Source organism: Agrobacterium sp. SUL3, assembly GCF_001263295.1.
Lineage (GTDB): Bacteria > Pseudomonadota > Alphaproteobacteria > Rhizobiales > Rhizobiaceae > Agrobacterium > Agrobacterium tomkonis.
On sequence record NZ_KQ414506.1, the window covers coordinates 211,714 to 237,874 of the forward strand.

The 26,161-nt window shown below is 58.9% G+C and carries 27 protein-coding genes and 1 tRNA gene; 17 read left to right on the forward strand and 11 right to left on the reverse strand.

What is annotated here, in order from left to right:
- Positions 1-42 precede the first annotated feature (42 nt).
- Positions 43-2,358 carry an NADP-dependent malic enzyme gene (locus tag AKG12_RS17565; RefSeq protein ID WP_046798378.1) on the reverse strand — a complete coding sequence of 772 codons (2,316 nt, stop codon included), beginning with the start codon at positions 2,356-2,358 and terminating at the stop codon, positions 43-45.
- 228 nt (positions 2,359-2,586) lie between these two features.
- Here AKG12_RS17565 and AKG12_RS17570 point away from each other — a divergent pair, with 228 nt between their 5' ends.
- The gene (locus AKG12_RS17570) at positions 2,587-3,426 is read left to right on the forward strand and encodes a UDP-2,3-diacylglucosamine diphosphatase (RefSeq protein ID WP_046798379.1); all 840 of its coding nucleotides are present in this window, start codon (positions 2,587-2,589) and stop codon (positions 3,424-3,426) included.
- A 267-nt stretch (positions 3,427-3,693) separates the two neighbouring features.
- Here AKG12_RS17570 and dgcA read toward each other — a convergent pair whose 3' ends face one another.
- Positions 3,694-4,677, reverse strand: coding sequence for an N-acetyl-D-Glu racemase DgcA (gene dgcA / locus AKG12_RS17575; protein WP_052819809.1), 984 nt, complete (start codon positions 4,675-4,677; stop codon positions 3,694-3,696).
- A gap of 143 nt (positions 4,678-4,820) precedes the next feature.
- Between dgcA and AKG12_RS17580 the strand changes: the two genes are divergently transcribed.
- The 5 genes from AKG12_RS17580 (at position 4,821) to AKG12_RS17600 (ending at position 9,898) form a co-directional block, all read left to right on the forward strand.
- Positions 4,821-5,981 carry an ABC transporter permease gene (locus AKG12_RS17580; RefSeq protein ID WP_046798381.1) on the forward strand — a complete coding sequence of 387 codons (1,161 nt, stop codon included), beginning with the start codon at positions 4,821-4,823 and terminating at the stop codon, positions 5,979-5,981.
- A gap of 10 nt (positions 5,982-5,991) precedes the next feature.
- Positions 5,992-6,828 carry an ABC transporter ATP-binding protein gene (locus AKG12_RS17585; protein ID WP_046798382.1) on the forward strand — a complete coding sequence of 279 codons (837 nt, stop codon included), beginning with the start codon at positions 5,992-5,994 and terminating at the stop codon, positions 6,826-6,828.
- Between the two features lie 7 nt (positions 6,829-6,835).
- Entirely contained in the window at positions 6,836-8,206 is a 1,371-nt protein-coding gene (locus tag AKG12_RS17590) for an MlaD family protein (RefSeq protein ID WP_052819810.1), read from the forward strand.
- Positions 8,207-8,221: 15 nt separating this feature from the next.
- On the forward strand, positions 8,222-8,827 hold the full coding sequence (locus tag AKG12_RS17595) for an ABC-type transport auxiliary lipoprotein family protein (RefSeq protein ID WP_046798384.1): 606 nt from the start codon (positions 8,222-8,224) through the stop codon (positions 8,825-8,827).
- A 102-nt stretch (positions 8,828-8,929) separates the two neighbouring features.
- Positions 8,930-9,898, forward strand: coding sequence for an alpha/beta hydrolase family protein (locus AKG12_RS17600; RefSeq protein WP_052819874.1), 969 nt, complete (start codon positions 8,930-8,932; stop codon positions 9,896-9,898).
- 46 nt (positions 9,899-9,944) lie between these two features.
- Here AKG12_RS17600 and AKG12_RS17605 read toward each other — a convergent pair whose 3' ends face one another.
- Entirely contained in the window at positions 9,945-10,379 is a 435-nt protein-coding gene (locus AKG12_RS17605; protein WP_046798385.1) for a PACE efflux transporter, read from the reverse strand.
- Between the two features lie 377 nt (positions 10,380-10,756).
- On the opposite strand from AKG12_RS17605, the gene AKG12_RS30755 reads away from it, so the two are divergent.
- Both AKG12_RS30755 and AKG12_RS17610 read left to right on the forward strand, forming a co-directional pair.
- A complete protein-coding gene (locus tag AKG12_RS30755) occupies positions 10,757-10,915 on the forward strand; it encodes a hypothetical protein (RefSeq protein WP_197283332.1) in 159 nt (52 codons plus the stop codon).
- Between the two features lie 151 nt (positions 10,916-11,066).
- Entirely contained in the window at positions 11,067-11,318 is a 252-nt protein-coding gene (locus tag AKG12_RS17610) for a hypothetical protein (RefSeq protein WP_046798386.1), read from the forward strand.
- 190 nt (positions 11,319-11,508) lie between these two features.
- Here AKG12_RS17610 and AKG12_RS17615 read toward each other — a convergent pair whose 3' ends face one another.
- The 4 genes from AKG12_RS17615 to AKG12_RS17630 all read right to left on the reverse strand — a co-directional run bounded on the left by AKG12_RS17615 (position 11,509) and on the right by AKG12_RS17630 (position 13,167).
- Positions 11,509-11,697, reverse strand: a complete 189-nt coding sequence (locus AKG12_RS17615; RefSeq protein ID WP_046798387.1) for a hypothetical protein — start codon at positions 11,695-11,697, stop codon at positions 11,509-11,511.
- 291 nt (positions 11,698-11,988) lie between these two features.
- The gene (locus AKG12_RS17620; RefSeq protein WP_046798388.1) at positions 11,989-12,219 is read right to left on the reverse strand and encodes a hypothetical protein; all 231 of its coding nucleotides are present in this window, start codon (positions 12,217-12,219) and stop codon (positions 11,989-11,991) included.
- A 201-nt stretch (positions 12,220-12,420) separates the two neighbouring features.
- Positions 12,421-12,672 carry a hypothetical protein gene (locus AKG12_RS31305; protein ID WP_046798389.1) on the reverse strand — a complete coding sequence of 84 codons (252 nt, stop codon included), beginning with the start codon at positions 12,670-12,672 and terminating at the stop codon, positions 12,421-12,423.
- A gap of 162 nt (positions 12,673-12,834) precedes the next feature.
- Positions 12,835-13,167: a hypothetical protein gene (locus tag AKG12_RS17630; protein ID WP_046798390.1), complete on the reverse strand. Its 333-nt coding sequence runs from the start codon at positions 13,165-13,167 to the stop codon at positions 12,835-12,837.
- A gap of 434 nt (positions 13,168-13,601) precedes the next feature.
- On the opposite strand from AKG12_RS17630, the gene tolA reads away from it, so the two are divergent.
- Positions 13,602-14,042, forward strand: a complete 441-nt coding sequence (gene tolA / locus AKG12_RS17635; RefSeq protein WP_082178920.1) for a cell envelope integrity protein TolA — start codon at positions 13,602-13,604, stop codon at positions 14,040-14,042.
- A 166-nt stretch (positions 14,043-14,208) separates the two neighbouring features.
- Here the strand turns inward: tolA and AKG12_RS17640 are convergent.
- The 3 genes from AKG12_RS17640 to AKG12_RS30315 form a co-directional block, all read right to left on the reverse strand.
- Positions 14,209-14,284: transfer RNA gene (locus tag AKG12_RS17640), tRNA-Lys, on the reverse strand.
- 155 nt (positions 14,285-14,439) lie between these two features.
- On the reverse strand, positions 14,440-14,694 hold the full coding sequence (locus tag AKG12_RS17645) for a GlsB/YeaQ/YmgE family stress response membrane protein (RefSeq protein ID WP_003524764.1): 255 nt from the start codon (positions 14,692-14,694) through the stop codon (positions 14,440-14,442).
- Between the two features lie 26 nt (positions 14,695-14,720).
- Positions 14,721-14,948 (reverse strand): hypothetical protein, encoded by a 228-nt coding sequence (locus AKG12_RS30315; RefSeq protein ID WP_156316071.1) that lies wholly within the window; start codon positions 14,946-14,948, stop codon positions 14,721-14,723.
- On the opposite strand from AKG12_RS30315, the gene AKG12_RS17650 reads away from it, so the two are divergent.
- The 5 genes from AKG12_RS17650 to AKG12_RS17670 all read left to right on the forward strand — a co-directional run bounded on the left by AKG12_RS17650 (position 14,842) and on the right by AKG12_RS17670 (position 23,105).
- Positions 14,842-17,490: a mechanosensitive ion channel family protein gene (locus AKG12_RS17650; RefSeq protein ID WP_052819812.1), complete on the forward strand. Its 2,649-nt coding sequence runs from the start codon at positions 14,842-14,844 to the stop codon at positions 17,488-17,490. The two genes, AKG12_RS30315 and AKG12_RS17650, sit on opposite strands and share 107 nt — an antisense overlap.
- Before the next feature lie 406 nt (positions 17,491-17,896).
- Positions 17,897-19,009 (forward strand): hypothetical protein, encoded by a 1,113-nt coding sequence (locus AKG12_RS17655; protein ID WP_285277758.1) that lies wholly within the window; start codon positions 17,897-17,899, stop codon positions 19,007-19,009.
- Complete coding sequence (locus tag AKG12_RS17660) at positions 19,006-19,329, forward strand: hypothetical protein (protein WP_052819814.1); 324 nt, start codon at positions 19,006-19,008, stop codon at positions 19,327-19,329. The genes AKG12_RS17655 and AKG12_RS17660 overlap by 4 nt, the downstream gene beginning before the upstream one ends.
- A 269-nt stretch (positions 19,330-19,598) precedes the next feature.
- Positions 19,599-22,112, forward strand: a complete 2,514-nt coding sequence (locus AKG12_RS17665; protein WP_052819815.1) for a GcvT family protein — start codon at positions 19,599-19,601, stop codon at positions 22,110-22,112.
- A 159-nt stretch (positions 22,113-22,271) separates the two neighbouring features.
- Positions 22,272-23,105 (forward strand): response regulator, encoded by an 834-nt coding sequence (locus tag AKG12_RS17670; protein WP_046800051.1) that lies wholly within the window; start codon positions 22,272-22,274, stop codon positions 23,103-23,105.
- A 15-nt stretch (positions 23,106-23,120) separates the two neighbouring features.
- Here AKG12_RS17670 and AKG12_RS17675 read toward each other — a convergent pair whose 3' ends face one another.
- Positions 23,121-24,677, reverse strand: a complete 1,557-nt coding sequence (locus AKG12_RS17675; RefSeq protein WP_052819816.1) for a phospholipase D family protein — start codon at positions 24,675-24,677, stop codon at positions 23,121-23,123.
- A 159-nt stretch (positions 24,678-24,836) separates the two neighbouring features.
- On the opposite strand from AKG12_RS17675, the gene AKG12_RS17680 reads away from it, so the two are divergent.
- From AKG12_RS17680 to AKG12_RS17690, 3 genes are read left to right on the forward strand one after another with little or no spacing between them, the layout of a single operon-like run.
- Positions 24,837-25,151 carry an ArsR/SmtB family transcription factor gene (locus AKG12_RS17680; RefSeq protein ID WP_052819817.1) on the forward strand — a complete coding sequence of 105 codons (315 nt, stop codon included), beginning with the start codon at positions 24,837-24,839 and terminating at the stop codon, positions 25,149-25,151.
- Positions 25,148-25,504, forward strand: a complete 357-nt coding sequence (locus tag AKG12_RS17685) for an SRPBCC family protein (RefSeq protein WP_052819818.1) — start codon at positions 25,148-25,150, stop codon at positions 25,502-25,504. The genes AKG12_RS17680 and AKG12_RS17685 overlap by 4 nt, the downstream gene beginning before the upstream one ends.
- A 42-nt stretch (positions 25,505-25,546) precedes the next feature.
- Positions 25,547-26,155, forward strand: coding sequence for an ATP-dependent Clp protease proteolytic subunit (locus AKG12_RS17690; protein WP_046800055.1), 609 nt, complete (start codon positions 25,547-25,549; stop codon positions 26,153-26,155).
- Positions 26,156-26,161 lie beyond the last annotated feature (6 nt).

Here is a 26,161-nt window from a genome sequence, read left to right on the forward strand (position 1 = left end):
GCAATGCGGCAACAGCTTGTTCAAAATTGCGTTAATGCGCCCTCACACCGAAGGATGTGATGCCTGCACCACGGCAAAGGCCGCCATGTTGACGACGCCGCGTGAGGTGACGCTGGGCGACAGGATGTGGGCGGGCAGGGCCGTGCCGAGCAGGATCGGGCCGACATGCAGGCCTTCCGTCAGGGTGCGGGTGACGCCGAGCGTGATGTTGGCGGCATCGAGGTTCGGGAAGACCAGAAGGTTCGCCTCACCGGTCAGCACGCTGTTCGGCATCGCCCGCTTGCGCAGCGCTTCCGAGAGCGCCGAGCCGCCCTGCATTTCGCCGTCCACTTCCAGCTCGGGGGCTGCCGCCTGCACGATCTTCAGCGCGCGGCGCATCTTGCGGGCGCTTTCCGAGTCACGCGAGCCAAAGTTGGAGTGGCTGGCGAGCGCGATCTTCGGCGTGATGCCGAAGCGGCGAATTTCCTTGGCCGCCAGAATGGCCATCTCCGCCACTTCCTCTGATGTCGGATCGTTATTCACGAAAGTATCGGTGAGGAACAGCGCGCCCTGCTGGGTGATGAGCAGGCTGAGGCCCGCAAAGGAGCGCACGTTCTCCTGCTTGCCGATGATCTGGTTCACGTCGCGCAGATGGCGGTCATAACGGCCTTCCAGACCGCAGATCAGCGCATCCGCTTCGCCGCGCTTGACCGACAGCGCGCCGATGACCGTGGAGTTGGTGCGCACGATGGTGCGCGCCGCTTCCGGGTTGATGCCGGCGCGGCCGACCAGCGCGAAATAATCATCGACATAATCACGGTAGCGCGGATCGTCTTCCGGATTGACCACGGCGAAATCCGTATGCGGGCGGATGCGCAGGCCGAAGCGCTTCAGGCGCGTTTCGATGATCTGCGGGCGGCCGATGAGGATCGGGATGCCGGTGCCTTCTTCCAGCAGAACCTGGGCGGCGCGCAGCACGCGTTCGTCTTCGCCTTCGGCAAAGATGATGCGCTTCTTTTCGGCGGCCTTGGCGGCATTGAAGACCGGCTTCATGATGAAGCCGGAGCGCCAGACGAAACGGTTCAGCTGGTCGAAATAGGCTTCGAAATCGGTGATCGGCCGGGCAGCGACGCCGCTTGCGGCAGCGGCGCGGGCAACGGCGGGCGCAATGCGCAGGATGAGGCGTGGATCGAAGGGCGAGGGGATGAGATAGGTCGGGCCGAAGACCGGGGTTTCGCCGCTATAGGCTCTGGCCGCCACTTCGGAGACTTCCTCGCGCGCCAGCTCGGCGATGGCCTGCACGGCGGCCATCTTCATTTCCTCGTTGATGGTCGTCGCACCGCAATCCAGCGCGCCGCGGAAGATATAGGGGAAGCAGAGTACGTTGTTGACCTGGTTCGGGAAATCCGAACGGCCGGTGCAGATCATGGCGTCTGGGCGTGCGGCCCGCGCGACTTCGGGCATGATTTCCGGATTGGGGTTGGCAAGCGCAAGGATAAGCGGATTTTCCGCCATGCGTTCCAGAAGTTCCGGCTTCAGCACGCCAGCGGCGGAAAGGCCGAGGAAGACATCGGCGCCGTCGATCGAGTCAGCCAGCACGCGCTTGTCGGTCTTCTGGGCGTAGACTTCCTTCCACTCGTCCATCAGCGTGTTGCGGCCGTCATAAACCAGGCCTTCGATATCGTGGACCCAGATATTCTCTTTGTTGGCGCCCATGGCGACAAGCAGGTTGAGGCAGGCGAGAGCTGCCGCACCGGCGCCGGAAGCGACGATCTTGACGCTGGACAGAGACTTGCCGGCCAGTTCCAGCGCATTGGTGACAGCGGCGGCGACGATGATCGCGGTGCCATGCTGGTCGTCGTGGAAAACAGGGATATTCATCTTCTCGCGCAGCTGGCGTTCCACCTCGAAACATTCCGGCGCCTTGATATCCTCAAGGTTGATGCCGCCGAAGGTGGGCTCAAGCGCTGCGATGGTCGACACCATGTCATTGATGCCGGGCGCGTCGATCTCGATGTCGAAGACGTCGATGCCGGCGAATTTCTTGAAGAGGACGGCCTTGCCTTCCATGACAGGCTTGGAAGCGAGCGGGCCGATATTGCCAAGCCCCAGCACCGCCGTGCCGTTGGAGATGACGGCGACGAGGTTGGCGCGGGCGGTATAATCCGCCGCCATTTCCGGATTCTCATGGATGGCGAGGCAGGGGGCGGCCACACCTGGCGAATAGGCCAGCGCCAGATCGCGCTGGTTGCCGAGCGGCTTGGTGGCCTGGATTTCCAGTTTGCCAGGGCGCGGGTAGCGGTGGAAAAAGAGCGCCTGTTCCTCGATGTCGGCCTTTGCCGTGTTGGCGGGCGTGTTGTTCTTATCGTGAGAGGTCATTCTTCCACCGTCATGTCTGGTTTCATTCCGGCCCCCTGAATACAACAAACTTCCCCATGGTACAGCCGTTATTTGACGCACATTCATGCAAATACGGGCATGGCTTATTCGCGTTTTCGTGAAGCCATCCGTCATATTCCATACAAAAACCGGCCTCTGTCATGTTGCTGAAACACGAGTCTGGTTCTGAGAGGTAAGAAAGCCGCAGGGACGCAACCGAACAGGGGGATGAAATCCGTGGCCGGTCAAATCGAAACCAGACAGTTCAGAACGCTTTTCATTTCGGATGTTCATCTTGGCTCCAAGGCGGCCAAGACGGATTTCCTGCTCGACTTCCTAAAGTATCACGAAGCCGAGACGATCATCATGGTCGGCGACATCGTCGACGGCTGGCGCCTGCGCCGCAGCTGGTACTGGCCGCAGGGCTGTAATGACGTGGTGCAGAAGCTGCTGCGCAAGGCCCGCAAGGGCACGCGCATCATCTATATTCCCGGCAACCACGATGAATTCCTGCGGGAGTTCCCCGGCATGCATTTCGGCGGCATCGAAGTGGCCGAGCGCATGATCCACGAGGCTGCCGACGGCAAGAAATATCTGGTCATCCATGGCGACGAGTTCGACGTGGTGGTGCGCAACGCCCGCCTGCTCGCCTATCTCGGCGACTGGGCTTATGACGCGGCGATTGCCATCAACATCGCCATTGCCGCCGTGCGCCGCCGCATCGGCCTGCCTTACTGGTCGTTTTCGGCCTGGGCCAAGCTGCAGGTCAAACACGCCGTCAACTTCATCGGCGAATTCCAGCGCGTGGTGGCCGACGAGGCGCGACGCAACAATGTCGACGGCGTGATCTGTGGGCACATCCACCATGCTGTTATGGAAGACATGGACGGCATCCGCTACATCAACACCGGCGACTGGGTGGAAAGCTGCACGGCGATTGCTGAAAATGCCGATGGCAGCTTCGAGCTGATCACCTGGATGCAGACGAGCGACGCCACCGCCGGACAGGCCTCGGATGAGATGGAGCCGGTGGATATTCCGGGGCTGATCGGCAAGCACGCAGCCTGAGTTGGGGCCTGTGGGCTAAAGGAGTACCTGGCCTTCGGTGTTTCCTTGAGATCAATGCGCGCTCGTGTGGGATGAGCGGTCGCCGCTGGTTTCTTCTCCCCGCCGGGGAGAAGATCGCGGCAGCGGATGAGGGGGGCGAGCTCTCCGAAATCCGGCAACGGCGCCCCCTCATCCGACCCTTCGGGCCACCTTCTCCCCGGCGGGGAGAAGAAACAAGCGGCGAGGTTCGCGTTCCATCTTGTTTATTTCATCGTCAGTATTCTGGCGTTACCCCCACAGTTCCGGCTGCGCCGGATAGACCAGCGAGCCCTCATAAACCAGCCCCGGATCACGATCCTCAGCCAGCAGCAGCGGCCCATCGAGATCGGCAAAGGCCGTGCCCTGCGCGGCCAGCACGGCCGGGGCCATGCCGAGCGAGGTGCCGAGCATGCAGCCGACCATGATGGTGAAACCGAGCCTTTCGGCCTCCGCCTTCATGACAAGCGCTTCCGTCAGGCCGCCGGTCTTGTCGAGCTTGATGTTGATCGCATCGTAGCGGTCGCGCAGGCCGGCGAGGTCCTTGGTCGAATGCACGCTTTCGTCGGCGCAGATCAGCACCGGATGATCGATGCGGGCGAGGATATCATCCTTGCCGGCCGGCAGCGGCTGCTCGATCAGCGATATCTTCAGTTCTGCTGCAAGCCTCAGATAATATTCAATATTCTCGTCATTCCAACCTTCATTGGCGTCTATGATGATGCGCGCTTCGGGTGCGGCCGCGCGCACGGCCCGCAGGCGGGCTTCGTCGTCAGTGGTGCCGGTCTTGATCTTCAGCAGCGGACGGCCTGCATTTTCCGCGGTCTTCGCGGCCATTGTTTCAGGGTCGGCAAGCGAAATCGTATAGGCGGTGACGAGCGGCTTTGCCGCCTGTCCGAGAGCCTGTTCGGCGGCGCTCTTGCCGCTGATCTTCGCCTCAAGGTCCCAGAGCGCGCAATCGACCGCATTGCGCGCCGCACCCGGTTTCATCGCCTGCTGCAATTCCTGCCGTGTCAGGCCGGCGGCGATCCGCTCTGCCATCGCCTCGATATCGGCAAGGACACCCTCGATGCTTTCGCCATAACGCGGATAGGGCACGCATTCACCTTTGCCGACGAAGGAACCTTCACGGATGGTGCACGTTACGACATCCGCATGCGTGCGGGTGCCGCGTGAGATGGTGAAGCTGCCGGCGACGGGGAAGCGTTCTGTTGTGGCTTGCAGGTAACGGGGCATATTTTTTCACTTCCGATTGGGCGGCAAAAGACACATGACGCCAAATTTATCACGAATTGTCAGCCGTCACTGTGGCTTGCCGGAGGCCAAAACGTTATGAAACCTTTAAGAATCTCGTGACGGCTGCACTCGCTCGGAGCATTATGCAAGAACAGGACACACGGCAACAGGCGAACCCGGCCGCAATCACCGAAGACGGTTCCGTCTCCGGAGGCGGCTTGCGTTATGTCATGAGCGGTTCCTGGCGCAACAGCAATCTCTCTGGAATTTTCGAAAGCCTCGACAGGATCGAAAAAAACAAATCCGGCGGCTCCGTCGAGATCGATCTTTCCGCTGTCGAAGCCATCGACACGACGGGTGCGTGGATCATCCAGCGCCTGCGCAAGGATATCGAGGCGAACGGCGCGACTGTCACGCTCACCGGCAACGACCGGATCGAGGACGTCATCGGTCAATTGCCCGATAAGGCAGAGATGCAGGGCGAGCCGGTCGCCAAACCGGGGCTGGTGGAGCGCATCTTCGCGCCGATCGGCCAGGCCGTGGTTCAGAACGGCGCGGATTTCCTGGCGGGCATGTATATTCTCGGCTCCGCCGTGCGCGGCGCGCAGATGAAGCTCGGGCGCGGGCGAGGCGTCTCGCCGGCGGCGATCGTCAACCAGATCGACCATATGGGCGTGCGCGCCGTGCCGATTATCATGCTGATGTCGTTTTTGATCGGCGCGATCATCGCCCAGCAGGGCGCGTTCCAGCTCAGATATTTCGGCGCCGAGGTCTTCGTCGTCGATCTGGTCGGCATTCTGCAATTGCGTGAAATCGGCGTGCTTCTGACCGCGATCATGATCGCCGGCCGTTCCGGCAGCGCGATTACGGCGGAAATCGGCTCGATGAAGATGCGCGAGGAAATCGACGCCTTGAAGGTGATCGGTCTCAACCCCGTGGGTGTGCTGGTGTTTCCGCGGCTGGTGGCGCTGACCATCGCGCTGCCGCTTTTGACCATTCTCGCCAATTTTGCAGCGCTTTTCGGCGCGGCGATCGTGGCGCTGCTTTATTCCGGCATCACTTTCGAGGTGTTTCTGTCGCGCCTGCACGGCGCTGTCGAGGAATCGACCATTGCCGCCGGCATGATCAAGGCGCCATTCATGGCGCTCATCATCGGCATCGTCGCGGCGGTCGAAGGCATGAAGGTGGGCGGTTCGGCCGAATCGCTCGGCCAGCACGTCACCTCCTCGGTGGTGAAGTCGATCTTCGTCGTCATTCTGGTCGATGGTCTTTTCGCCATCTTCTACGCAGCCATCGATTTTTAGGGAGGGCGCGTTGGAGCAGCAGGACCAGACACAGCAACAGATCAAGACCGGGAAAGACGGGCGCGAGATCGTGCTTTCCGTCGAGGGCGTGACCGTTGGTTTCAACGGCCGGAACGTGCTCGAAAATCTCGATCTCGATGTCTATCGCGGTGAAATCCTCGGCTTTATCGGCCCCTCTGGTGCTGGCAAATCCGTGTTGATGCGGGCGATTTTGCGGCTCCTGCCACGGCAGGCGGGTGCGATCCGCATTCTCGGCACCGATTACGACAAGGCGAGCGAAGACGACCGCATGATGCTTGACCAGCGTCTTGGCGTGCTGTTCCAGCAGGGCGCGCTGTTTTCCGGCCTGACGGTGAAGGAAAACATCCAGCTGCCGATGCGGGAATATCTGGACCTGCCGAAGAAGCTGATGGATGAGCTTGCTTATCTGAAGATCGAGATGGTCGGGCTGAAGCCCGATGCCGGCGACAAGTACCCGTCGGAACTGTCAGGCGGCATGATCAAGCGTGCAGCCCTTGCCCGGGCATTGTCGCTCGATCCCGACCTCGTCTTCCTCGATGAGCCGACATCCGGCCTCGATCCCATCGGGGCGGCGGAATTTGATATGCTGATCGCGCGCCTGCGTGATTCGCTCGGCCTGACCGTCTATATGGTGACGCACGACCTCGACAGCCTGTTTTCCGTCTGCGACCGCATTGCGGTTCTCGGCGACAAGCGGGTTCTGGTGGAGGGGACATTGCAGGACATGTTCGCCTGCGACGACCCGTGGGTGCAGTCCTATTTCCGCGGCAAACGGGCGCGCTCTGTCGTTCTTCCGGACGGCAAACATGAAAATCCGGTGGAGTAACAGAAGCATGGAAACCAAGGCGAACTACACCATAGTCGGAATTTTCACGCTGATCGTGATCGCTGCCGCATTCGGCTTCGTTTACTGGATGGCGGAATTCGGCCGTGGCGGCCCGACGGCGCAGCTCGTCGTGCGTATTCCCGGCTCCGCCAACGGTCTTTCCGTCGGCTCGCCGGTACGCTTCAACGGTATTCCGGTCGGTACGGTGCGCGGGCTTGCGATTGATCGCGACGACCCTGCTTATTCCATCGCCTTTACCGAAGTGCAGGCGGATGCGCCGGTTTTCCCATCCACCCGCGCCGTGCTTGAAATTCAGGGCCTGACGGGTGCTGCCTATATCGAGCTTTCCGGCGGCAACAAGGATGGCGAGCGCATCCTGCAGAAAGCCGTCGAAAGCGGCGTTCCGGCCGAGCTGACGGCCGATCTCTCCAGCGTCACCAACCTGCTTGCCACCGCCGACAAGATTTTGAAACGCGCCGATGGCGCCATCGGTGAATTGCAGGGCTTCGTGCAGGATGCCCGTGGTCCGCTGACGCAGACGGTGCGCAATGCCGAGAAGTTCTCCGATGCGCTGGCGGCCAATTCCGACGGCATCAAGAATTTCATTGCAAGCCTCAGCTCGCTTTCCACCACCGTTCAGTCCGTCTCGGTGCGTCTCGACGGCACGTTGACCGCCATCGAGGATCTGGTGAAGGCGGTGGATGCCGGCAAGATCGATTCCATCCTGTCGAATGTCGACAAGGTGACGAAGGATGTTGCGTCGGCTTCCAGCGATATCCAGGGCATCATGGAGACCGTGCAGAGCACGGCACGTAATTTCGAGGCGGCGAGCACGGAAGTGCAGACCGTGGTAAAGCGTGCGGATGAGCTTTTGGCCTCCGTCGATCCCGCCAAGGTTAGCACCATGGTGGGTGATGTTTCCGCCGCAACCGCCGATGCGCGTGATGCGGTGGCGAATTTCAAACGGATTGCCGATGATGTCGGTGCCCGCCGCGCCGATATTGATCAGGCGGTTTCCGACTTCACCGACATGGGCCGCAAGCTGAACCTTGCTTCCAGCCGCGTCGATGGCATTCTTGCCAAGGTGGACGGCATGCTGGGCACCGATGACGCCAATTCGCTGTTTGCCAAGGCGCGCGAGACGCTTACCTCGTTCAAGGCCGTGGCCGACAATCTCAATGCCCGCATAGGGCCGATCGCCGACAATCTGACCCGCTTCTCCAGCTCCGGCCTAAAGGATTTCCAGGCGTTGATCGGCAGCACGAGACAGACAGTCGATAATCTCAACAATGCCATCACCAATATCGACCGCGATCCGCAGCGGTTGATTTTCGGGGGCGAAACCGTGAAACAATATGACGGCAGAACAAGGCGCTAAGAGGGGTATGGGCCAATGACACGATCGATGACCGGCCATAAACGCCGCGCCCTCATTCTGGCTCCGCTGCTTGCCGCGCTGCTGGCCGGCTGTGCCGGCGCGCCGAAGAACGACACGTTCGATCTTTCCGTGTCTTCGGCGACTGTAACGCAGGGGCCTTCGCTGAAAGGCCGGCAATTGCTGATTGCCGACCCGACCGCACTCAAGGCGCTGGACAGCGAGAATATCGTGGTGCGGCTCTCCGGCTCGGAAGTGCAATATCTCGGCAATTCGCAATGGAGCGACAGGCTGCCGCGCATGGTGCAATCCAAGCTGGTGGAAGCCTTTGAAGACACCGGCAAGCTCGGCGGCGTCGGCCGTCCGGGGCAGGGGCTGGCGATCGACTATCAGGTCGTGACCGATATCCGCGCCTTCGAGGTGGATACGGCGAGAAACATCGCCAATATCGAAATGTCGGTGAAGCTTCTGAACGACCGCAACGGCACGGTGAAGGCGCAGGAAGTATTCCGCGCCAGTGCACGTGTCAGTGGGTCCGGCAACGCCAATTTCGTGAAGGCGCTGGATCAGGCCTTTGCCGCCGCCACACGCGAGATCGTGGCCTGGACGCTGAAGTCGCTCTAAGTCCTCGCTACGGTCATTTCCGATATAAGAAATTAGCCTATCTTCGGGTGAGGTCGGTTGATGCCCGGCCTTGAGCGCAATCTCTCGATCTGTGGGTTCGTCATGCGATTTCTGGCGTTGCTTTGCCTCATGCTTCTTTCCGTTCTCTCGGGAACCGGTGCCGCCCTTGCAGCCGGCCTGCGGTTGATCGAGATTCCATCCACCGACGGCAAAGCTCCCATCAGGGCGGCTGTCTGGTCGCCCTGTGCGGCAGCGCCGGTGGAAGCCCGTATCGGTCCCTTCGTACTGCCTGCGGTGCGCGATTGCCCGATCGTTGACGGGAAATATCCGCTTATCGTCATTTCCCATGGTTTTGCCGGCACCTATTTCAGCCATCGGGATACGGCGGCGGCGCTGGCGGATGCCGGTTTCATCGTCGCGGCGCTCAATCATCCCGGCGATAATGCGATTGATATGAAGCGGGCAGGCGAACTTTCCGCGCTGACCGACCGGCCAGCGGATATTGTCCGCCTGCTTGATCATATGCTGACAGACTGGAAAGAGGCCGACGTCATCGATGCCGGGCGGATTGGTGTCTTCGGATTTTCGCGCGGCGGTTATACCGCGCTGGTGCTTGCCGGCGGCGTGCCGGATTTTTTAAACAGCAGATTGCCATGCCCGGACGAGCAGGCGGCCATATGCGCGCAGATGCGGGACAAAAGCGCTGTTGCGAAAGACTGGGTTCACGATAAGCGGATAAGGGCCGCGGTTGTTGCGGACCCGCTCAATGCCTTTCCCGGCGCTGAAGATCTGAAAAATATCGGTATTCCCGTCCAGCTGTGGAGTTCGGAACAGGGTGGCGATGGCGTTGTGCCGCAGGATATTGCCAGATTGCGCGATGAACTGCCGGGGAAACCGGATTACCGGATGGTGAAGGGGGCAGGGCACTTTTCGTTCATCGCGCCTTGCCCGGCAGACATGGCAAATGCTTTGCCGCAGATTTGCCGCGATGCGCCCGGCTTTGACCGGGCAGAGTTTCATCGCAGTTTCAACGCCGATGTCGTCAGCTTTTTCAGGGCCTCGCTGCGCTGAAGTCTTGCTGTCTTTTGCCGGGGCCGTCTTTTGCCGAGGCCGTCTATCAGACGGCATCCTGCGACTGCCATTCCGGCAGCGGGAAAATCCGGTCATAGCTCCAGTTGAAGACAAAAGCATAAACCACGTAAAACAGCGCAAACGAAATATCCATCACCAGCGCGTGGGCAAGGCTGATATTCAGATACCAGGCGATGAAGGGCATCAGCACGATCAGCAGGCCCAGTTCGAACAGCACGGCATGTGCGACCCGAATGGCGGGTGTCTTCAGCGTCGTGCCCTTCAGGCGCTGCATGGCGTGGTCGAAACCGAGATTGTAGATGTAGTTCCAGGCCGTGGCGAGTGTTGCGCTGACGAGGCCGACAATGCCGATATCTTCCATCGGCATGCCAAAGAGCAGCGCGCCGAGCGGAATGACGAGCAGAAGGCCGATGATTTCGAAGCTGAGCGCGTGGCGGATACGATCTTGCAGGGAACGCAATTTATTCTCCGGTGTGTGACCGGGCCGTCCCGCATGCTGTCGCCGATATGGCCGAGGTCGTCCTCGCGGTGAGGCATATAGAGGCTTTGGGCGAAATTTTCAAGCGTTGGGGTCTTGAGGAGCGCGGTTCGATGTCACGGGGAGGGTGAAGCTTGTTTCTTCTCCCCGAGGGGGAGAAGTCCGCGGCAGCGGGATGAGGGGGCGAGGGTAGAGATATACGGAGAGCTTGCCCCCTCATCTGACCCTTCGGGCCATCTTCTCCCCGGCGGGGAGAAGAAACACGCGGCGACGTTTTCATTTCTCGCACGCACCAACGAAACTGCGATGCGGAACAAGAACGGCGTTTTTTCGTTATCGCTCATGGAAGGAGGCGCGCCATGCAGCAGAATTCCTCTGATGGAAGAACTATCAAGGCCGCCAACACGGCAAAGGTCTCGACTTACACGCCCAGCCTCATTTCCCTCAAGGGAAGTTATGTGGCGATGATATTTCGCCGGCCGCTTTGCCGAAATCCGCTGGATGTGCGCAAGCAATAAGGGCGATACAATCAGCATATCGCTCCCATGCACATCAATGACGACGACTGCCGAAATGATTTGCTGCTTTAGATGTCTCTAAAGTGTGATTTTCAATCCGGTTCGTCTCCACCTAGACTGGAGAGCGCCACAAAAGCGAAGGGAGAATGACATGAAATCAGTTCTCATTATCGCCGCTGTCTTTGGCTTTTCCGCCAGTGCAGCGCTTGCCGAATGCGCGGGTCATGAAAAGATCAACGCTTCCGTTCCTGCCGTCGACCGTGAATTTAAAACCGCAAGCATCGTTCCGCCGACGGAACCGGTGGACAAACCCGTCGTCATTCTGAAAAAGACCGACCGCCTTCCAGCGGCAACGGTTGCGACGACCGGTGAGCCCGAAGCCGCAATGCAGCGCATGCAATAAGACAAGACGATGACCTTTTCATTCTGAAAATCCCGTGCGCGCGATCCGCACGGGATTTGCTTTCGGGAGCAAGGCCGTGGGAGAAGCCTCTCTGGCACGGGGCATTGCACGCACCCTCATTTCGCCGGGACTTCCATCGCCCCTGCACCGCGTCTTTGCTCCAAGACAGAGCCGATGTCCGCAGCCATGCTCAGCTGTCGAGTTTCAAGGACAGCTGCTTCGGCCCGTCGTTCTTTTTCAGCACATAGAGCGGCCGGGTGATGATGACTTCCGTTCGCCGCTGCAACTCGCGGCGCCGTTCCAGCGCGCGCTCGCGCATATCGCGGGAGCGGGCGACGACGGAGAGGGCATTTTCTATGGTTGCGTCTGCAGTGTTCATCGCTGACCTCCATAATGTTCACTTTATGTTCTCATTATTGATGGTCTATGTCAACACTATGGCACAGTCGCCGACCGGCAATCGATGCGCTCTGCGGGATCGGCTACCCGGATACGGCAGATGGCGTTGCAGCGGTATTGTGCGTGAGGCCGGTTTTCGCCTGAGTGGGGGTTTCACAACGCGACCTGGGGTTCCGGCAGCGTCGGTGAGGACACTCCGGGCACACAGGGTTGATTTTCGTGATGATGTCTGGATGACGCGGGCGCTGGTTCCGCCCGGCTTCAAAGGAGATCAGGAGAGGGAACGTTGATCCAACAATGCAGGGCCACCGGCAGACAAGAGGTCGGTGAGATGTTCGCTGGCGAGTGCTACGATGGCAAGTGCAGCCTGCTGACGGTTCCAGCCGGCGCTTTCCGCCTTTTCAATAAGGCCCTGTATAGAGGGTTCCAGCGCGAACTGGCACTCGGCCTGATAGTCCATCGTGTCGATCGAAAGCGACGGGGAATTGATTGAGGCCCGCATCCTTTGGTCTCCCTGTTTTCCGTCATGCCCAGCAAACGCAAAACGCAATTCGGAACATGCACATTCAGAGGCCGGTGATATGGGGAATGCCCAGCGGGCCCACATATCACTGGCAGCGAATCCCCCAGCAGGCGGAGTTAACGGTAAGTGCTGATCGCTGTCAACGAACGCGCGGTAGCGATGGTGGCGCAGCGCGCTTTTTCAGAGCCGTCCATTCCGGAACGGTTTTCGTCTCCAGACCAGCAAAGCCATGACGTAAAGCGCAAAAAGTATGAACCATGCGACCGGAAGCACCATAAACAGCGCCGCATAAGCGCAATTTCCCTCAAAACAGGAACCGAGCAGCCCGGAATCGGCAAGCGCTGCCGATAATAAAAACGCACATATTCCGCTCCCGACCGCGCCGAGGACGAACAGCAATATGTTGATGATCAATCTCATCGTGCCAATCATAGGGATGATTGAGACAGCTTTGCGGAAAGGGCGGCACGGCAACGCCTATAATTGCCGTTCCGACGGTTTTTCCGGAGCTTCGCCGCTGTCGGAGGGTGCCCGGGTTTTCAGAACCCTTCGCCGCCGCAGGCCCTGCCTTTGCCGGGCAGGGCCGCCATTGCTTTATTCGGTGATGGTATATTCGCCGAGTTCGCAGAGGTTCTGCGTATCTTCAAGATCTTCCAGCGCATCTCCCTGGAATTCGAAGCGCATGTCATATTTGCAGACGCTGCGGCCATCGGCGATGGTGATTTCCATCTCTTCGCCGGGGCCAAGCGCCTTCTTTCCGAACACATCGTCTTCCCAGTCATCAACGCCCACCGGTGAGGTGTAGAAGGCGTTGAGAACGGAGCCCGTGCCGTTCTTCAGCGTGAACACCAGGTCTTCCGCCTGCGCCGCACCTGCAACCGTCATTGCTGTGCCGAAAAATACTGCCAATACCCATTTCGATGTCATGACATCCCCCTTTTGCCCTTGTTCTGGCAGGCCATGCATACAGCCAAACCAGCGGCTTGCAATGTAAACCGCAGCTATTGGTTAAGACGCGAGGCCGCATTTTCGGGGAGAGTTTTTTCAGTCGTCTTTAATTTTATTTAATCATCGATTTCATGTTTATTATTTTTGTTTATTATAGTTTATATATAGATATATTTTCATATGTTTTTTATTGTGTTCTGGTTTTTAATTTATTTATTTGTAGTTATTCGTTTTAATATTGTTTATTTATCCTAGTATTTCCTATCGTCGTATTTATGATTTATTCAAGGCAGAATTTTCTCTCTGCGATTAAATATTTCAAGGGTTTTTACTGACGAAATCGACTTTTCAAAAAGATGGTTGTGACTGGCCGGCCAGAGCGGCGGATCGCTTCCCGATAAAGGATATTGGATTTGATCAACCGTTCTTCTTTGGTATTCCGTCGTTTCAGCCTGCCCGGTCTCGTGGTGTTGAGCATCTTGGCTGGCGGCATTCTGACGCCGGTTTCGGGCCAGTCGCGGATTTGCAAAGATCCGACGCCTGCCAGCAATCTCAATGAAATGTTCGATGCGATCTATGCCTGCTGGGTGCCACCGGAAGACACCGAGGGGCTGGTGGTGACGCTGCGGTTCATTCTGCACAAGGACGGCCAGATACGCGGCAAGGTGGTCGTCATTGCCTCGCGTCCCCAGGAGGAGAGCCCGAGACGGCAGGCGTTTATCGATTCCGCCATCGATGCGGTAAAGCAGGCAGCGCCCGTTCGTTTCACGGAGGAATTCGGAAGCCGTATTGCCGGTCGGCCATTGGAGCCGCGCTTCATCGGGACAAAAAGCGTATCGGAAACGAAGTTGTAGACTTTCCGGGGAACTGTTGCGCCGGCGGGGCTGTCTGGCTCGACATTGCCCGTGACAAGTACCGTTTCTTTCGCGAGCATTGCTGGGAAGGAACGATTGCGCGAACTCAATCGCTTGGGCGATGCTTTAAGTAAGCATCGCAACATCTTGTCATTTAAAGAGAATTTGGTGGGTGATGTAGGGCTCGAACCTACGACCCGCTGATTAAGAGTCAGCTGCTCTACCAACTGAGCTAATCACCCGACCGACACCGTGTGGCGGTGTGAGGGGGGCTATAAAGGGGAAGTTTGGGCTTGTCCAGCGCGGAAATGAAATTTCTTCGATTTTTGTGACGAAAAAATTTCAGTCGCGCTGGAAAAGGCTGAAAATCCGGGGTTTTACAGATTTTCCTTTTTGCCTAGCCGCGTCTGAAAGCCCTGCCGATGAGGATGAGGATGCAGGCGCCGATGAAGCCGGCGATGAGATAACCGAGCCAGCCGGTCAGAACGATTCCAAAAACAGACAATATGGCGTTGGCGACGATCGCGCCGACGATTCCAAGAAGGATGTTCATGAAAACACCCATATTGCTTTTCATGAATTGTTCGGCGAGCCACCCGGCGACACCACCGATGATGATAGCTGCGATCCAGCCAATACCAGCAGATTCCATGATTTCCTCCCATGTTTGCTGCACTATCAAAGGTGATGATTCTCGTGGTGAAAAGCAAGGTAAACTCCGGAAAACCTCGCTTTATGAGGGTGGTTTTCCCCGTCGCAGGCGCTAAAAAGCCTGTGACGGCGTGAAGAGACGAAAGGCATGGATGTGCGGTTGATGTTCGGCGGATTGATGAATGGCAGACGGGTGTTCGGCGAACCGGCGACTGGTCGGGGGCGAAGCAGTGCCATGGCCATGATATTGGTCATGATGTTTTCGCTGCTTGGCGGTTTGCTGCTGCCCGCAATGCCGGCATCTGCGCAAGGGGAGACAACGCCGCCAGCGCCTGCCGTGATTCAGGCCACCACAGTCGAGCAGGCGCGGGCGGAACTGGAAAAATGGAAGGCCGATGTTGCAACGATCGCCGGGCAGGTGGAGGCGGGCGGCAGCGATGATGCGCATCTGGTGGATATGAAGGGCCGTGCCGATGGCATTGCCGCCGATGCCGCGGCGGCCAACACCAAGCTGCGCACCCGGCTGGACCAGATCAAGACGCGTCTCGATGCGCTTGGCGAGCCGCCGGCCGATGGCCAGCCGCCGGAAGCGAGCATGGTGACGGAGGAGCGCGCCCGGCTGACGGCGGAGCGTGCCGAGGTGAATGCGATTGCCGGCGAGGTGGAGAGCATCGCCACCAATGCCGCGCAGATTTCCAACAATATCACGGCGGTTCGCCGGGCGCTTTTTGCCGCAACCCTGTTCAAGCGCACGGAAGTTTCTGCCCAGACGCTGGGCGACGCCTCTTCGGCCTTCGTCACCGAGGTGACCAACCTCAGCAACGCCTTCAGCAGCTGGACGGGGTTCGTGTGGAGCTACAAGCGGTTGCCGATGTTCGGGGCCGTGATGCTGTCGATCATGGCGGGGCTGCTGTTTCTGGTCGGTGGTTACCGGTTTTTCGGCAGCCGCATGGACCGGCGGGCCTTTACCGGCGAGCCATCTTATCTCAGAAGGCTTTCGGTGGCCTTCTGGTCGACCATGGTGCAGTCGCTGTCGCTGTTCCTGTTTCTGGCCACCTCGGCGTTTTTCCTCGATAATTTCAACGTGCTGCGATCCGATATAGCGCCAATCCTGTTCGGGGCCATGGCGATCCTCGGCTTCGTTTATTTCGTATCGCGGCTGAGTTACGCGATCTTTGCACCCACCCAGCCTGAATGGCGTCTGTTGAAGGTGTCCAATCGCGGCGCGCATACGCTGTCTTCGGCGGTGCTGCTGATGGCGCTCGTCAATGGTCTCGACTATCTGTTTGGAACGATCAGCGAGACGCTTTATTCGCCGCTGATCGTCACCGTCGCCAAAAGCTTCGTCGCTTCGATCATTATCGGCATCATCCTGCTCACCGTATCGTTCCTGCGGCCGATGATCGGCGAGGGGCAGGATTATGAGACCGGCAACCAGCGGCTGCCGCGCTGGCTGGTCATCCTGCTGCGCGTCGGCGGTCTCATTCTCATCGGCGCGTGCCTGACGGGCTATGTCGGTCTTGCGCGTTTCCTTGCCACGCAGATCGTCGCCACGGGCGCCGTGCTGGCAACCATGTATATCGGCATCCTGTCCGGCAAGGCGATTTCGAGGCAGGGCGCCTTTGCCGAATCCCTTGCCGGGCGTTATCTCGCGCGGCGTTTCGGTCTCGGTCCGGTTGCGCTCGATCAGGCCGGCCTTGCCGCAGGGCTTGGTATTTATGTCGTGGCGCTTGCTTTCGGCGTACCGCTCATCCTGTTTTCCTGGGGCTTCCAGCCGGGCGATATCGAAAGCTGGGCCTATCGCCTGCTGACGGGCATTACCGTCGGCAATGCCTCGATCTCGCTGATCGGTCTCTTCGGCGGCGTTCTCGTTTTCGCTATCGGCTACATCATCACGCGCTGGTTCCAGAAGTGGCTGGATAATAACGTCATGGCGCGAGGCCAGGTGGATGCCGGGGTGCGCAACTCGGTCAAAACAGGCATCGGTTATCTCGGCATCGCGGTTGCTGCGATCTTCGGCGTGTCTTCCGCCGGTCTCAACCTCTCCAGCCTGGCGCTGGTCGCCTCCGCCCTTTCGGTCGGTATCGGTTTCGGCCTGCAGAACATCGTCTCGAATTTCGTGTCCGGCCTCATCCTTCTGGTCGAACGTCCCTTCAAGGTGGGCGACTGGGTGGTGACGGGCACGACCGAGGGCACCGTCAAGCGGCTGTCCGTGCGCGCAACCGAGATCGAAACTTTTCGGGGCCAGTCGATCATCGTGCCGAATTCCGAGTTCATCAATTCCTCCGTCGGCAACTGGACGCACCGCAACCGCATCATGCGTGCGGAAATACCGGTTTCCGTGGCCTATGATTCCGATCCGCAGCAGGTCATGGATATTCTGCTGGAGCTGGTGCGTGCCCAGCCGCCGGTGCTGCGCAACCCCGAGCCGCATGTGGAATTCCTTCGTTTCGGCGATTTTTCGCTGGATTTCGAATTGCGGTTCCACCTTGCCGATTTGTCGACAGGGCTTGGTGTGAAAAATGCGCTGCGGATCGCCATCCTCCAGCGCTTCCGCGAGGAAGGCATCGATATTCCATTCCCGCAGCGTAACCTCAATATTCATGTGGAAGGCGACGCCAACCCGCAGATGATGGCGGCGCTGCTGTCGGAGGAGGGGGATAAGGCAATGGCGGCCCATACCGGGGCGGCATCGCCGGTCGCCGGAACCCCGCCGGAAAAGGATGCCGGCAAAGCGGGTGACAGGATTGTCGCCGAACCGAAGGCCGTGGCAAAAGTGGCCGGCAAGGACAATTGAGCGGCCACGGCTGATCTTGATCGTTGCGCCGCCGGCGCCGGGTCAGGCGCGTGCGGGGCGGGCCTCGCACCCGATTGCGTTGCGGCAAATGATGGGTAGGGGCGGAGACGCTTTTTTACTTGACGGCGGCCGGACGTGTCCGGTCTCCGTCATGAAAATATAATCAAAATACCCGTAATGACTGTATTGTTATGTAAACTGCAAGTTGATATATTGTGGTTATTACTTAGTTTATTTCTTTCCTGTCGGGGTTCAAATGCCGGATCCAGTCGATGAGAATGCCCAGCCTGCCCAGCCTGCCCAGCCTGCCCAGCCTGCCCAGCCTCCGGGCCAAGTTCCTGTAAAAACGTCTCTGCGGGAAAAATTGAGGAGTGCCTGGAGGTGGGCGACACCCCATGCCGCCAGAGTGTCCTTGCTGGCGGCAGGTGTCGTTATCGGTTCTGCCGGTCTGTTTTTCCTGATGGGCGAAACCGATGTGACGGATGATTACCTGCCGAAACGCTGGAATGAATCCATCCGCAGATTGGGTATCGAGCCGGTCTATCCTCCACAGGAGGATATCTATGTGGGAGACATCATCGCCGAGGTCGTGGATTCCGGCCACAAGTTCAAATCTTTGCCCACCGACCTCGAAAGCGAATCCTTCATCGGCCGTTACGTCAAGATCACCCAGATACCGAATTTGCGGGGGTATCTGGGGGTCAAGTCTGAGGCGCCTTATTTCGGCGACAGCACCTGGTCGGAGGATAAAAAGTCTCTCTCGATTGCTCAACCGCGTACCGAGGTTGCGGTTGATGGAACGACGTCGGGCCTGGTGGTGAAGGACGCGCTGTTTCCCGTCATCAAGATAGAGCGCAAGGAAGGAATGGCAGGACTTTTACGCAATATCGCCTTCGGTGGCGCACGGGCGGATATCGAGGAAATCGAGCTTCAGAATGTGCAGACTTATGCGATCAATCCCTTCCACGCACAAAATGCACTGATGGGGTTTTGCAATGATGGCGGCACCAAGGTCTATTGCGACGACGACTATATTCGCGAAAAACTCTCCTACATCCTCAACCGCAACATTTTGAGAACCGCGGAGACGGAGGATTGTGGTTCGCGCTATATTTACGACATTCGCCTGCTGGTCGTCCGTCAGGCGTTTCTGACACGCGGGGTGAAGGTCACCAACGGCCGGGCACGCGCCGCTTTCCTCGATGCGGGAGGGAACAAGGGCGACGTCCAGAAGACTGTGGATGGTGCGACCGTTGCCGCGACCACAGGCCCGCAGGGCCAGCAGCCGGCGGCCGAAAACATGGTCGGCAATGACAACAGCATTCGCAGCACGAACAGTTCCGGCCTCTTTTCCGATAGCCAGTTTGCGAGGCCGCTTGTCATCGGCTTCAACAGCGTTTCCATCGGCATGCGCAACAGCACGCCCGCATGGCTGGACGCAGCGGCAAAAGCCGCCGCTGGCAAGGACGTGAAAGACCGCGCCAAGATTTGTGCATCTTCGCAGGAGGTTGCGAAATGAGACGGGCCATTTTTCTCTTCGGTATGTTTTTTCCGTTTTTGGCAGGTGCGCAGGATGTATTTCGTCCGTCTGTAACAGGTGGAGGTATTGCGCAATTCAACGATGATTGCATCTATCGTATTCCACCTTGCGGCAAGGATGGTGGCGGCGTTTTTCCTCCGCCACCACCTCCGCCCGGTGGGGGCGGCGGGATACACAATCTGCCGGGCGGTCCTGTCCTCAAGGATTCGATCATCGTTCCCGGCAATGATGTTCTCAAGGGTCTGAAGCTGGATGGCCCGGATGTGCGGGGGCTGCAATTGGAGCTGCAGAACAGATAGCCGGTTGATCCAGCGCTTCAGGCTCCAATCCGTCATTGGCTGACACCTGATCTGTTCCGGTCGATAGTTTCCGATATGTGCGCGGCCATCGTCTTCAAAAGGCGATGGCGGTCTGAATCTCATCCCCAGCGACGGCATTTTCGCGCCTGTCGCAGCACCCTATGGCCATGTCGCAATCAGGCGGCTGAACCGCAGCGGAGCGCTTCATATTCCCCTCATCGATTTGGCAGCACGACAGACAATGCCGGCGCTTTTTAGGGGTTCTGTAAATGAAGACACATGCACGGGCGGTGGTGATCGGTGGCGGCGTGGTCGGCGTCTCGACGCTTTATCATCTTGCTAAAAAGGGCTGGAGCGACAGCGTGCTCATCGAGCGCAAGGAGCTGACCTCGGGTTCCACCTGGCATGCGGCCGGCCTTTTGCCGTTGTTCAACATGAGCTATTCGGTGGGCCAGATCCACAAATATTCCGTGAAGTTTTATGAGGAGCTGCAGGAAGAGACTGGCATGAATGTCGGCTTTTCCAAGGTCTCGAATATCCGTCTCGCCCGTACCAAGGATCGCTGGGACGAATATATGTATTATGCCGGCATTGCCGAGACGATCGGCGTGCGCGTCAACATGCTGACGCCGGAGCAGGTGAAGGAAATCTGGCCGCTCTGCGAGACGGATGGGCTGCTTGGCGCCATCCAGCATCCTGATGATGGTTATATCCAGCCGGCAGATCTCACGCAGGCGTTGGCCAAAGGCGCGCGTGACCGTGGGGCGACGATCTACCGCAACACCACGGTTACCGCCATCGAGCAGACGGAAGACGGTCACTGGAAGGTGACAACGGATAAAGGCGAGATCATCGCCGAACATATCATCTCCTGCACCGGCTCCTTCGCCCGCAAGACGGGTGAGATGGTAGGCATCGATATTCCGGTCATTCCGGTCGAGCATCAATATATCGTCACCGAGCCGCATCCGGCCATTCAGGAACGCCGCCGTCAGGGCCTGCCGGAAATGGGTGTTCTGCGTGAATCGGACTCGGCCTGGTACATGCGCGAGGAGGCCGGCGGCCTGATCCTCGGTCCTTACGAAGTCGGCGCCCCGGTCTGTTATGTCGATGGTCCCTCTGACGACAGCGAATATGAGCTGTTCCAGGAGGAACTGGACCGCCTGATGCCGCATATCGAAACGGCCATGGTCCGCGTTCCGGCCTTCGGCGAAGTGGGTATCAAGAAGGTTTATAATGGCGCGATCGCCTATACGCCTGACGGCAATCCGATCGTCGGTCCCGCACCGGGCCTCAAGAATTTCTGGCTGAACGAAGGCCATTCCTTCGGCATCACCGCTGCGGGTGGGGCCGGCTGGCAGCTGGCCGAATGGATCGTCGATGGTGAGCCGACGCTCGATCTGATGGGCGTCGATCCGCGCCGTTTCGGACCGCACGCTACGGAAGGTTATCTCATTGCCAAGAATGAGGAGGCCTATGCCAACGTCTTCACCATGCATTATCCCGATGAGGAGCGTTCCGCCGCCCGTCCCTTGAAGACGACGCCGGTTTATGACCGTCTGAAGAAGCTCGGCGGCGTGTTCGGCTCCGTCTACGGCTGGGAACGCGCCAACTGGTATGCGCCGGAAGGTTATGCGCTCAAGGAAGAAGACCTCGGCGTGGGTGCCGATGTCATCACCAGCCACAATTACGCGCCGCCGCTGGAGGATGGCCGTATCGTCGAGAAATGGTCGTTCCGCCGCTCCAACTATTTCGAACATGTCGGCAATGAGGTGAAGAACGTCACCCAGAATGTCGGCGTGCTTGATATGTCGGCCTTCGCCAAGATGGAGGTTTCCGGCCCCGGCGCGCGTGCCTGGCTGGACAGTATTCTGGCCAATATCGTGCCGAAGAAGCGCGGCCGCATTGCGCTGACGCATCTTCTGACGCCGAATGGCGGTGTGAAGGTGGAGTTCACCGTTTATGAATGGGCGCCTGGCCGGTTTTATATGGTTTCGGCAGGCGGTCTTGAGGCCCACGATCATGACGTGCTGCGCCGTCTTGCGCCGACCGACGGTTCCGTGGTGCTGCAGCCGATCACCCAGAAATACGGCGTGCTGGTGCTTGCCGGCCCGAAGTCTCGCGATCTGTTGAAGAAGCTGACCCGTACCAGCCTGGAAAACAAGGATTTCCCGTGGCTGACGGCAAAGCAGATTTCCGTAGGCGTGGCGACGGCGCATGCGCTGCGCGTCAACTTCGTGGGCGAACTGGGCTGGGAGCTGCACCATCCGATCGAGATGCAGAATTACATCTTCGACCGGCTGATGGAGGCGGGTGCGGAATTCGGCATCAAGCCGTTCGGTATCCGGGCCATGGTGTCCATGTCGCTCGAAAAGTCCTATCGCAACATGGGTCGCGAGCTTTCGGTGGAATATAACGCCTATGAATCCGGTCTCGACCGCTTCCTGCGCCCGGAAAAATCCTTCATCGGCCGCGATGCGCTGGTGGCCTATAAGGAAGCCGGCCTGAAGTCGGTGTTTTCGACGCTGACCGTGTCGGGCAATACGGATGTCGATGCGCGCGGCTCGGAAGCGATTTCCGATGAAAACGGCGCTCTTGCAGGCCGTGTCACCAGCGGCGGCTTCGGCTGGCGTATTGGCAAGTCGATTGCGCTTGCCATGCTCAAGCCGGAATATGCGGCGGTTGGCACGAAGCTGAAGATCCGCATTCTCGGTACACTTTACGATGCCGAGGTGGTGGAGGAGAGCCCCTTCGATACGGAAAATGCGCTGCTGCGCGCCTGATGCGCCTTTATGCCAGCTAGCGAAATACGGCCCTTCGGGGCCGTATTTTCTTTTGGGTAAGCATATGTTTCAACTGGTTTGCCGGCAAAAGTGTTATTAATTATTCTGCAAAACGCCGCTGCTATTTTCCCCTGAAGGACGATGGGGGACTGGGACAGGATGAATTTTCTCGGCATTACGGGCATGCAATATTCGGGCGTGCCTTTCACCAATAATCGCATTCTGCTGGCGGAAGACAGCAACGTATTCACCCAGATGGTGAGTATGCGGCTCAAGGAAATGCTGGGCGTTTCCGTGGAGGTATGCCGCTCTTTTGAAGAGTTGCAGGCCTGTTACGAACATTCTCCAGAACCGGTGACGCTGGCGATTTCCAACATCAACCTGCCGGGGGCGGAAAAGGGTGAGGCGCTGGAATATCTGATCGATCTTTCGATCCCGACCATCGTTTTTACCAGCACATTCCATGAGGCGACGCGCGAGACGCTGATCGCCAAGGATGTGGTTGATTATATTCTGAAGGACAATATTTTCGCGGTGGACATGCTGACGGAATCGGTCTGCCGGTTCCTCACCAACCACCGCCACCACGTGCTGATCGTTGATGACAGCCCAACGGCGCGGGCGCTGCTGTCGAGCCGCCTCAAGCGCTACAATTTCCGCGTCAGTCTTGCCGACAGCGGCGCGAAGGCACTGGAAATCCTCAAGGCCAGTCCCGATATCGGCCTCGTCGTGACCGACTACAACATGCCTGACATTGATGGTTTCGAACTGACGCGGCGCATCCGCACCGTGCGCGGGTCGCATGAGTTGCGCATCATCGGCGTGTCGTCTTCCACCAACCGGCTGTTGTCGGCGCGGTTCCTGAAGGCGGGCGGCAATGATTTCATGCTGCGGCCCTTCATCGACGAGGAGTTCTACTGCCGCGTCAACCAGAACCTCGATACGCTGGTGCAGATACAGCTGGCCAGGGCCGGAGTGAGGCCGGCCGCCTGAGCGCGGCCTTCTTCGTTAAAGCTGTGATTCAAGCAGCAGGAAACGCATGATGCCGGCGATGATCCGCCGGCTGATGGCCGCGTCCGGTTCGCGCCGGTAGGTCTTCGGCCGGCCCTGTTCTTCCGTCATCCAGACGATGCGGTTGCCGCTATCGACGTCCAGCTCGAAACTCATCGTTCGGCGGATTTCTTCGGCGAATATTTCGTCCATGCGGGCCACCAGCAGTGGCGAATTGAAAACAACGCCCATTTCCGTATTGAGCGAGGCGGAGCGCGGATCGAAATTGAGCGAGCCGATATAGCCAGTCTTGCCGTCGCGGGTGAAGGCCTTGGTGTGCAGGCTCGCCTGTCCCGAACCGCGCAGGGTGAAGCTGCCCTGGTCTGCCTGCGAGCGCAATTCATGCAGACGCACCCCGCCCAGCAGAAGCGGCTTTCGATAACGGGCATAACCGGCGTGAACGGCGGCGACATCGGTTGCGGCCAAGGAATTGGTGAGGATGGCGAGAGACACGCCGCGTTCTGCAAGATCGAGGAATATCTCCACGCCCTGTTTGCCGGGAATGAAGTAGGGGGAGGTGATGTGCAGGCTCTGGCCCGCGGCCTGCATCAGCGGCAACAGGCTCTCCATCAGGAAATTGTGGCCCTTGCGGCGTTTTCCAGCCGCTTTCTCCGGCGGATCGGCCAGCACATCTGCGGTATCAACCCAGTGCAGGCGGTCCGACATCAGGAAATGATCGCGGCCGTACTGGCTCTCGACGCGCTCGAGATAGGGTTTGGCGGCTTCACTTTGCGGCAAGGCGTCCAGTTCGCGCCGCAGTCGGGCAAGCTTGTTCGGTCTGCGTGCCAGCAGCGAGCGCACCGGCACGGAAACGGCGCTGTTCCAATAATCGTCGAAGATTTCAGTGGCGTCGCCAACGATCCTGCCGAAACCGAGAATGTCGAAATCATGGAAATTCGCCCGCTCGGCGGCATCGAAATAAGCGTCACCGATGTTGCGACCGCCGACGATCACCGCCCGCCCATCGGCAATCCATGCCTTGTTGTGCATACGCCGGTTGACGCTTCGAAAGCGCAGCACCAGTTCGAGGCTGCGATGCAGGATGTTTTCCCGTGCCCGGGTGGGGTTGAACAGCCTGAGTTCGATATTGGGATGGCTGTCGATGGCATGGAAGATGCGGTCGGACATGGAGACGCCGAGGTCGTCGAGAAGCAGGCGCACGCGCACGCCGCGATCGGCGGCGGTGATGACTTCACGCATCATCAGCCGTCCGGTCAGGTCGGCATTCCACATGTAGTACATAAGATCGAGACTGCGCCCGGCGGCGCGTGCCGCGGCCACACGCACGGCAAAGGCATCGAGGTTGGAATGCAGCAGGCAAAGCGCATTCTTCTCGTTCCAGCCGTTCCGGATCGACTGCCAGTGGCGGTCCAGCGCCGTTTCATCTTCTACAACGGGAAGGGCGGTGGAGGGGCGTTTGGGAATGGCCTTTTCCCGCTGCTTACCGATGACGACAAACAGGCTCGGCCCAATGAGGATGAGAAGAATGATGATGAAGGCCGTAAATGCAGTCACTTGTTTTTATCGCTCCCGGCCCGAAGATTATCAGGCGGGATGCAAACGCGCGAGGGGGTAAAGCGTTCATTGCCACGGGTAATGCGGGAGCGAAAAATATGGTGTTCGTGAATGGGCTGGGGCTTGCGAATCACATAAGTACGTGCTTATGTGTTGGTCATGACTGAGAATGATATTTTCCGGGCGCTGGCTGACCCCACGCGCCGTGCCATTTTCGAAAAGCTGGCGGATGGCGCCATGAATGCTTCCGCGCTGCGCGAAGGCATCGACATCAGCCAGCCGGCCATGTCACAGCATCTTTCGGTGCTGCGCGGGGCCGGGCTTGTGGTGGAAAGGCGACAGGGCCGTTTCGTCAATTATGAGGTCGATCCGGACGGGTTGACGCGCATTGCGGCGTGGCTTGGCAAATACCGCGCCTATTGGCCACAGCGTATCGAAGCTCTGAAGCTGCTGCTGAAGGATATGGATCAATGAACGTGCAAAAGCCGGAATCTCCTGATGCCATCGAGCTTGAATATGATCTCGACGAGCCGCCGCAGAAGGTGTGGCGGGCGATCAGCATTCCGGCGTTTCGCGCCATATGGTTGCCGGCAGAGGCTCTGGCGGAACCGGAAGCAATCGATAGCAAGCCCGGCGAGGAGGTGCGCTACAGGCTGCGCGACGATAATCCGCCGTTTCTGGAAAGCACCGTAACCTTTACGATCGCATCGAATGACCGTGGCGGCACCAGCCTGCGGATCATTCATGACATTCCCGCCATCAAGCCCGGCCGGATGGTAAAGGCCGCCGCAAACCATAACGGTTCGCCGATCAAGCTCGCCGCCTGACCGGCACGTTTCCCGACATTTTCAAACGACAGGAGTTCGCCGATGCGCGAAGCGATGCAACTCGTCCCCATGGTCGTCGAACAATCCTCAAGGGGAGAACGGTCTTTCGACATCTATTCCCGCCTGCTGCGGGAAAGGATCATTTTCCTCAACGGAGAGGTCAACGATACGGTTTCAGCGCTGGTCTGCGCGCAATTGCTGTTTCTGGAGGCGGAGAACCCGAAGAAGCCGATCCATCTCTATATCAATTCGCCGGGCGGTGTAGTGACCAGTGGCCTGGCAATGTATGACACCATGCATTACATCCGCGCGCCTGTTCATACACTCTGCATGGGAACGGCCCGTTCCATGGGGTCATTTCTGCTGATGGCGGGTGAACCGGGCGAGCGCACGGCGCTTCCCAATGCCAGCATTCACATTCACCAGCCGCTGGGCGGCTTTCAAGGGCAGGCTTCGGACATGTTGATCCATGCCGAGGAGATGCGGCTGACCAAGCACCGCATGACGCGGCTTTATTCCGAGCATTGCAAACACAGCTATGAAAAATTCGAAGCGGCCATGGACCGGGATTTTTTCATGACGGCGGAACAGGCTCTGGAGTGGGGATTGATCGACCGTATTCTCGGGGTTCGCGAGGATGTTGCGGCATAAGGCCGG

What these genes read in the sequence shown, in the direction of transcription:
- AKG12_RS17610 (WP_046798386.1), top strand. Translation starts at nt 11,067, where the DNA reads ATGAAATCAGTTCTCATTATCGCCGCTGTCTTTGGCTTTTCCGCCAGT.
- AKG12_RS17650 (WP_052819812.1), top strand. Translation starts at nt 14,842, where the DNA reads ATGGATGTGCGGTTGATGTTCGGCGGATTGATGAATGGCAGACGGGTG.
- AKG12_RS17600 (WP_052819874.1), top strand. Translation starts at nt 8,930, where the DNA reads ATGCGATTTCTGGCGTTGCTTTGCCTCATGCTTCTTTCCGTTCTCTCG.
- AKG12_RS17680 (WP_052819817.1), top strand. Translation starts at nt 24,837, where the DNA reads ATGACTGAGAATGATATTTTCCGGGCGCTGGCTGACCCCACGCGCCGT.
- AKG12_RS17645 (WP_003524764.1), bottom strand. Translation starts at nt 14,694, where the DNA reads ATGGAATCTGCTGGTATTGGCTGGATCGCAGCTATCATCATCGGTGGT.
- AKG12_RS30315 (WP_156316071.1), bottom strand. Translation starts at nt 14,948, where the DNA reads ATGACCAATATCATGGCCATGGCACTGCTTCGCCCCCGACCAGTCGCC.
- AKG12_RS17685 (WP_052819818.1), top strand. Translation starts at nt 25,148, where the DNA reads ATGAACGTGCAAAAGCCGGAATCTCCTGATGCCATCGAGCTTGAATAT.
- AKG12_RS31305 (WP_046798389.1), bottom strand. Translation starts at nt 12,672, where the DNA reads ATGATTGGCACGATGAGATTGATCATCAACATATTGCTGTTCGTCCTC.
- AKG12_RS17620 (WP_046798388.1), bottom strand. Translation starts at nt 12,219, where the DNA reads ATGCGGGCCTCAATCAATTCCCCGTCGCTTTCGATCGACACGATGGAC.
- AKG12_RS17670 (WP_046800051.1), top strand. Translation starts at nt 22,272, where the DNA reads ATGAATTTTCTCGGCATTACGGGCATGCAATATTCGGGCGTGCCTTTC.
- AKG12_RS17590 (WP_052819810.1), top strand. Translation starts at nt 6,836, where the DNA reads ATGGAAACCAAGGCGAACTACACCATAGTCGGAATTTTCACGCTGATC.
- AKG12_RS17580 (WP_046798381.1), top strand. Translation starts at nt 4,821, where the DNA reads ATGCAAGAACAGGACACACGGCAACAGGCGAACCCGGCCGCAATCACC.
- dgcA (WP_052819809.1), bottom strand. Translation starts at nt 4,677, where the DNA reads ATGCCCCGTTACCTGCAAGCCACAACAGAACGCTTCCCCGTCGCCGGC.
- AKG12_RS17690 (WP_046800055.1), top strand. Translation starts at nt 25,547, where the DNA reads ATGCGCGAAGCGATGCAACTCGTCCCCATGGTCGTCGAACAATCCTCA.
- AKG12_RS17565 (WP_046798378.1), bottom strand. Translation starts at nt 2,358, where the DNA reads ATGACCTCTCACGATAAGAACAACACGCCCGCCAACACGGCAAAGGCC.
- AKG12_RS17570 (WP_046798379.1), top strand. Translation starts at nt 2,587, where the DNA reads ATGAAATCCGTGGCCGGTCAAATCGAAACCAGACAGTTCAGAACGCTT.
- AKG12_RS17660 (WP_052819814.1), top strand. Translation starts at nt 19,006, where the DNA reads ATGAGACGGGCCATTTTTCTCTTCGGTATGTTTTTTCCGTTTTTGGCA.
- AKG12_RS17615 (WP_046798387.1), bottom strand. Translation starts at nt 11,697, where the DNA reads ATGAACACTGCAGACGCAACCATAGAAAATGCCCTCTCCGTCGTCGCC.
- AKG12_RS17665 (WP_052819815.1), top strand. Translation starts at nt 19,599, where the DNA reads ATGAAGACACATGCACGGGCGGTGGTGATCGGTGGCGGCGTGGTCGGC.
- AKG12_RS30755 (WP_197283332.1), top strand. Translation starts at nt 10,757, where the DNA reads ATGCAGCAGAATTCCTCTGATGGAAGAACTATCAAGGCCGCCAACACG.
- AKG12_RS17630 (WP_046798390.1), bottom strand. Translation starts at nt 13,167, where the DNA reads ATGACATCGAAATGGGTATTGGCAGTATTTTTCGGCACAGCAATGACG.
- AKG12_RS17595 (WP_046798384.1), top strand. Translation starts at nt 8,222, where the DNA reads ATGACACGATCGATGACCGGCCATAAACGCCGCGCCCTCATTCTGGCT.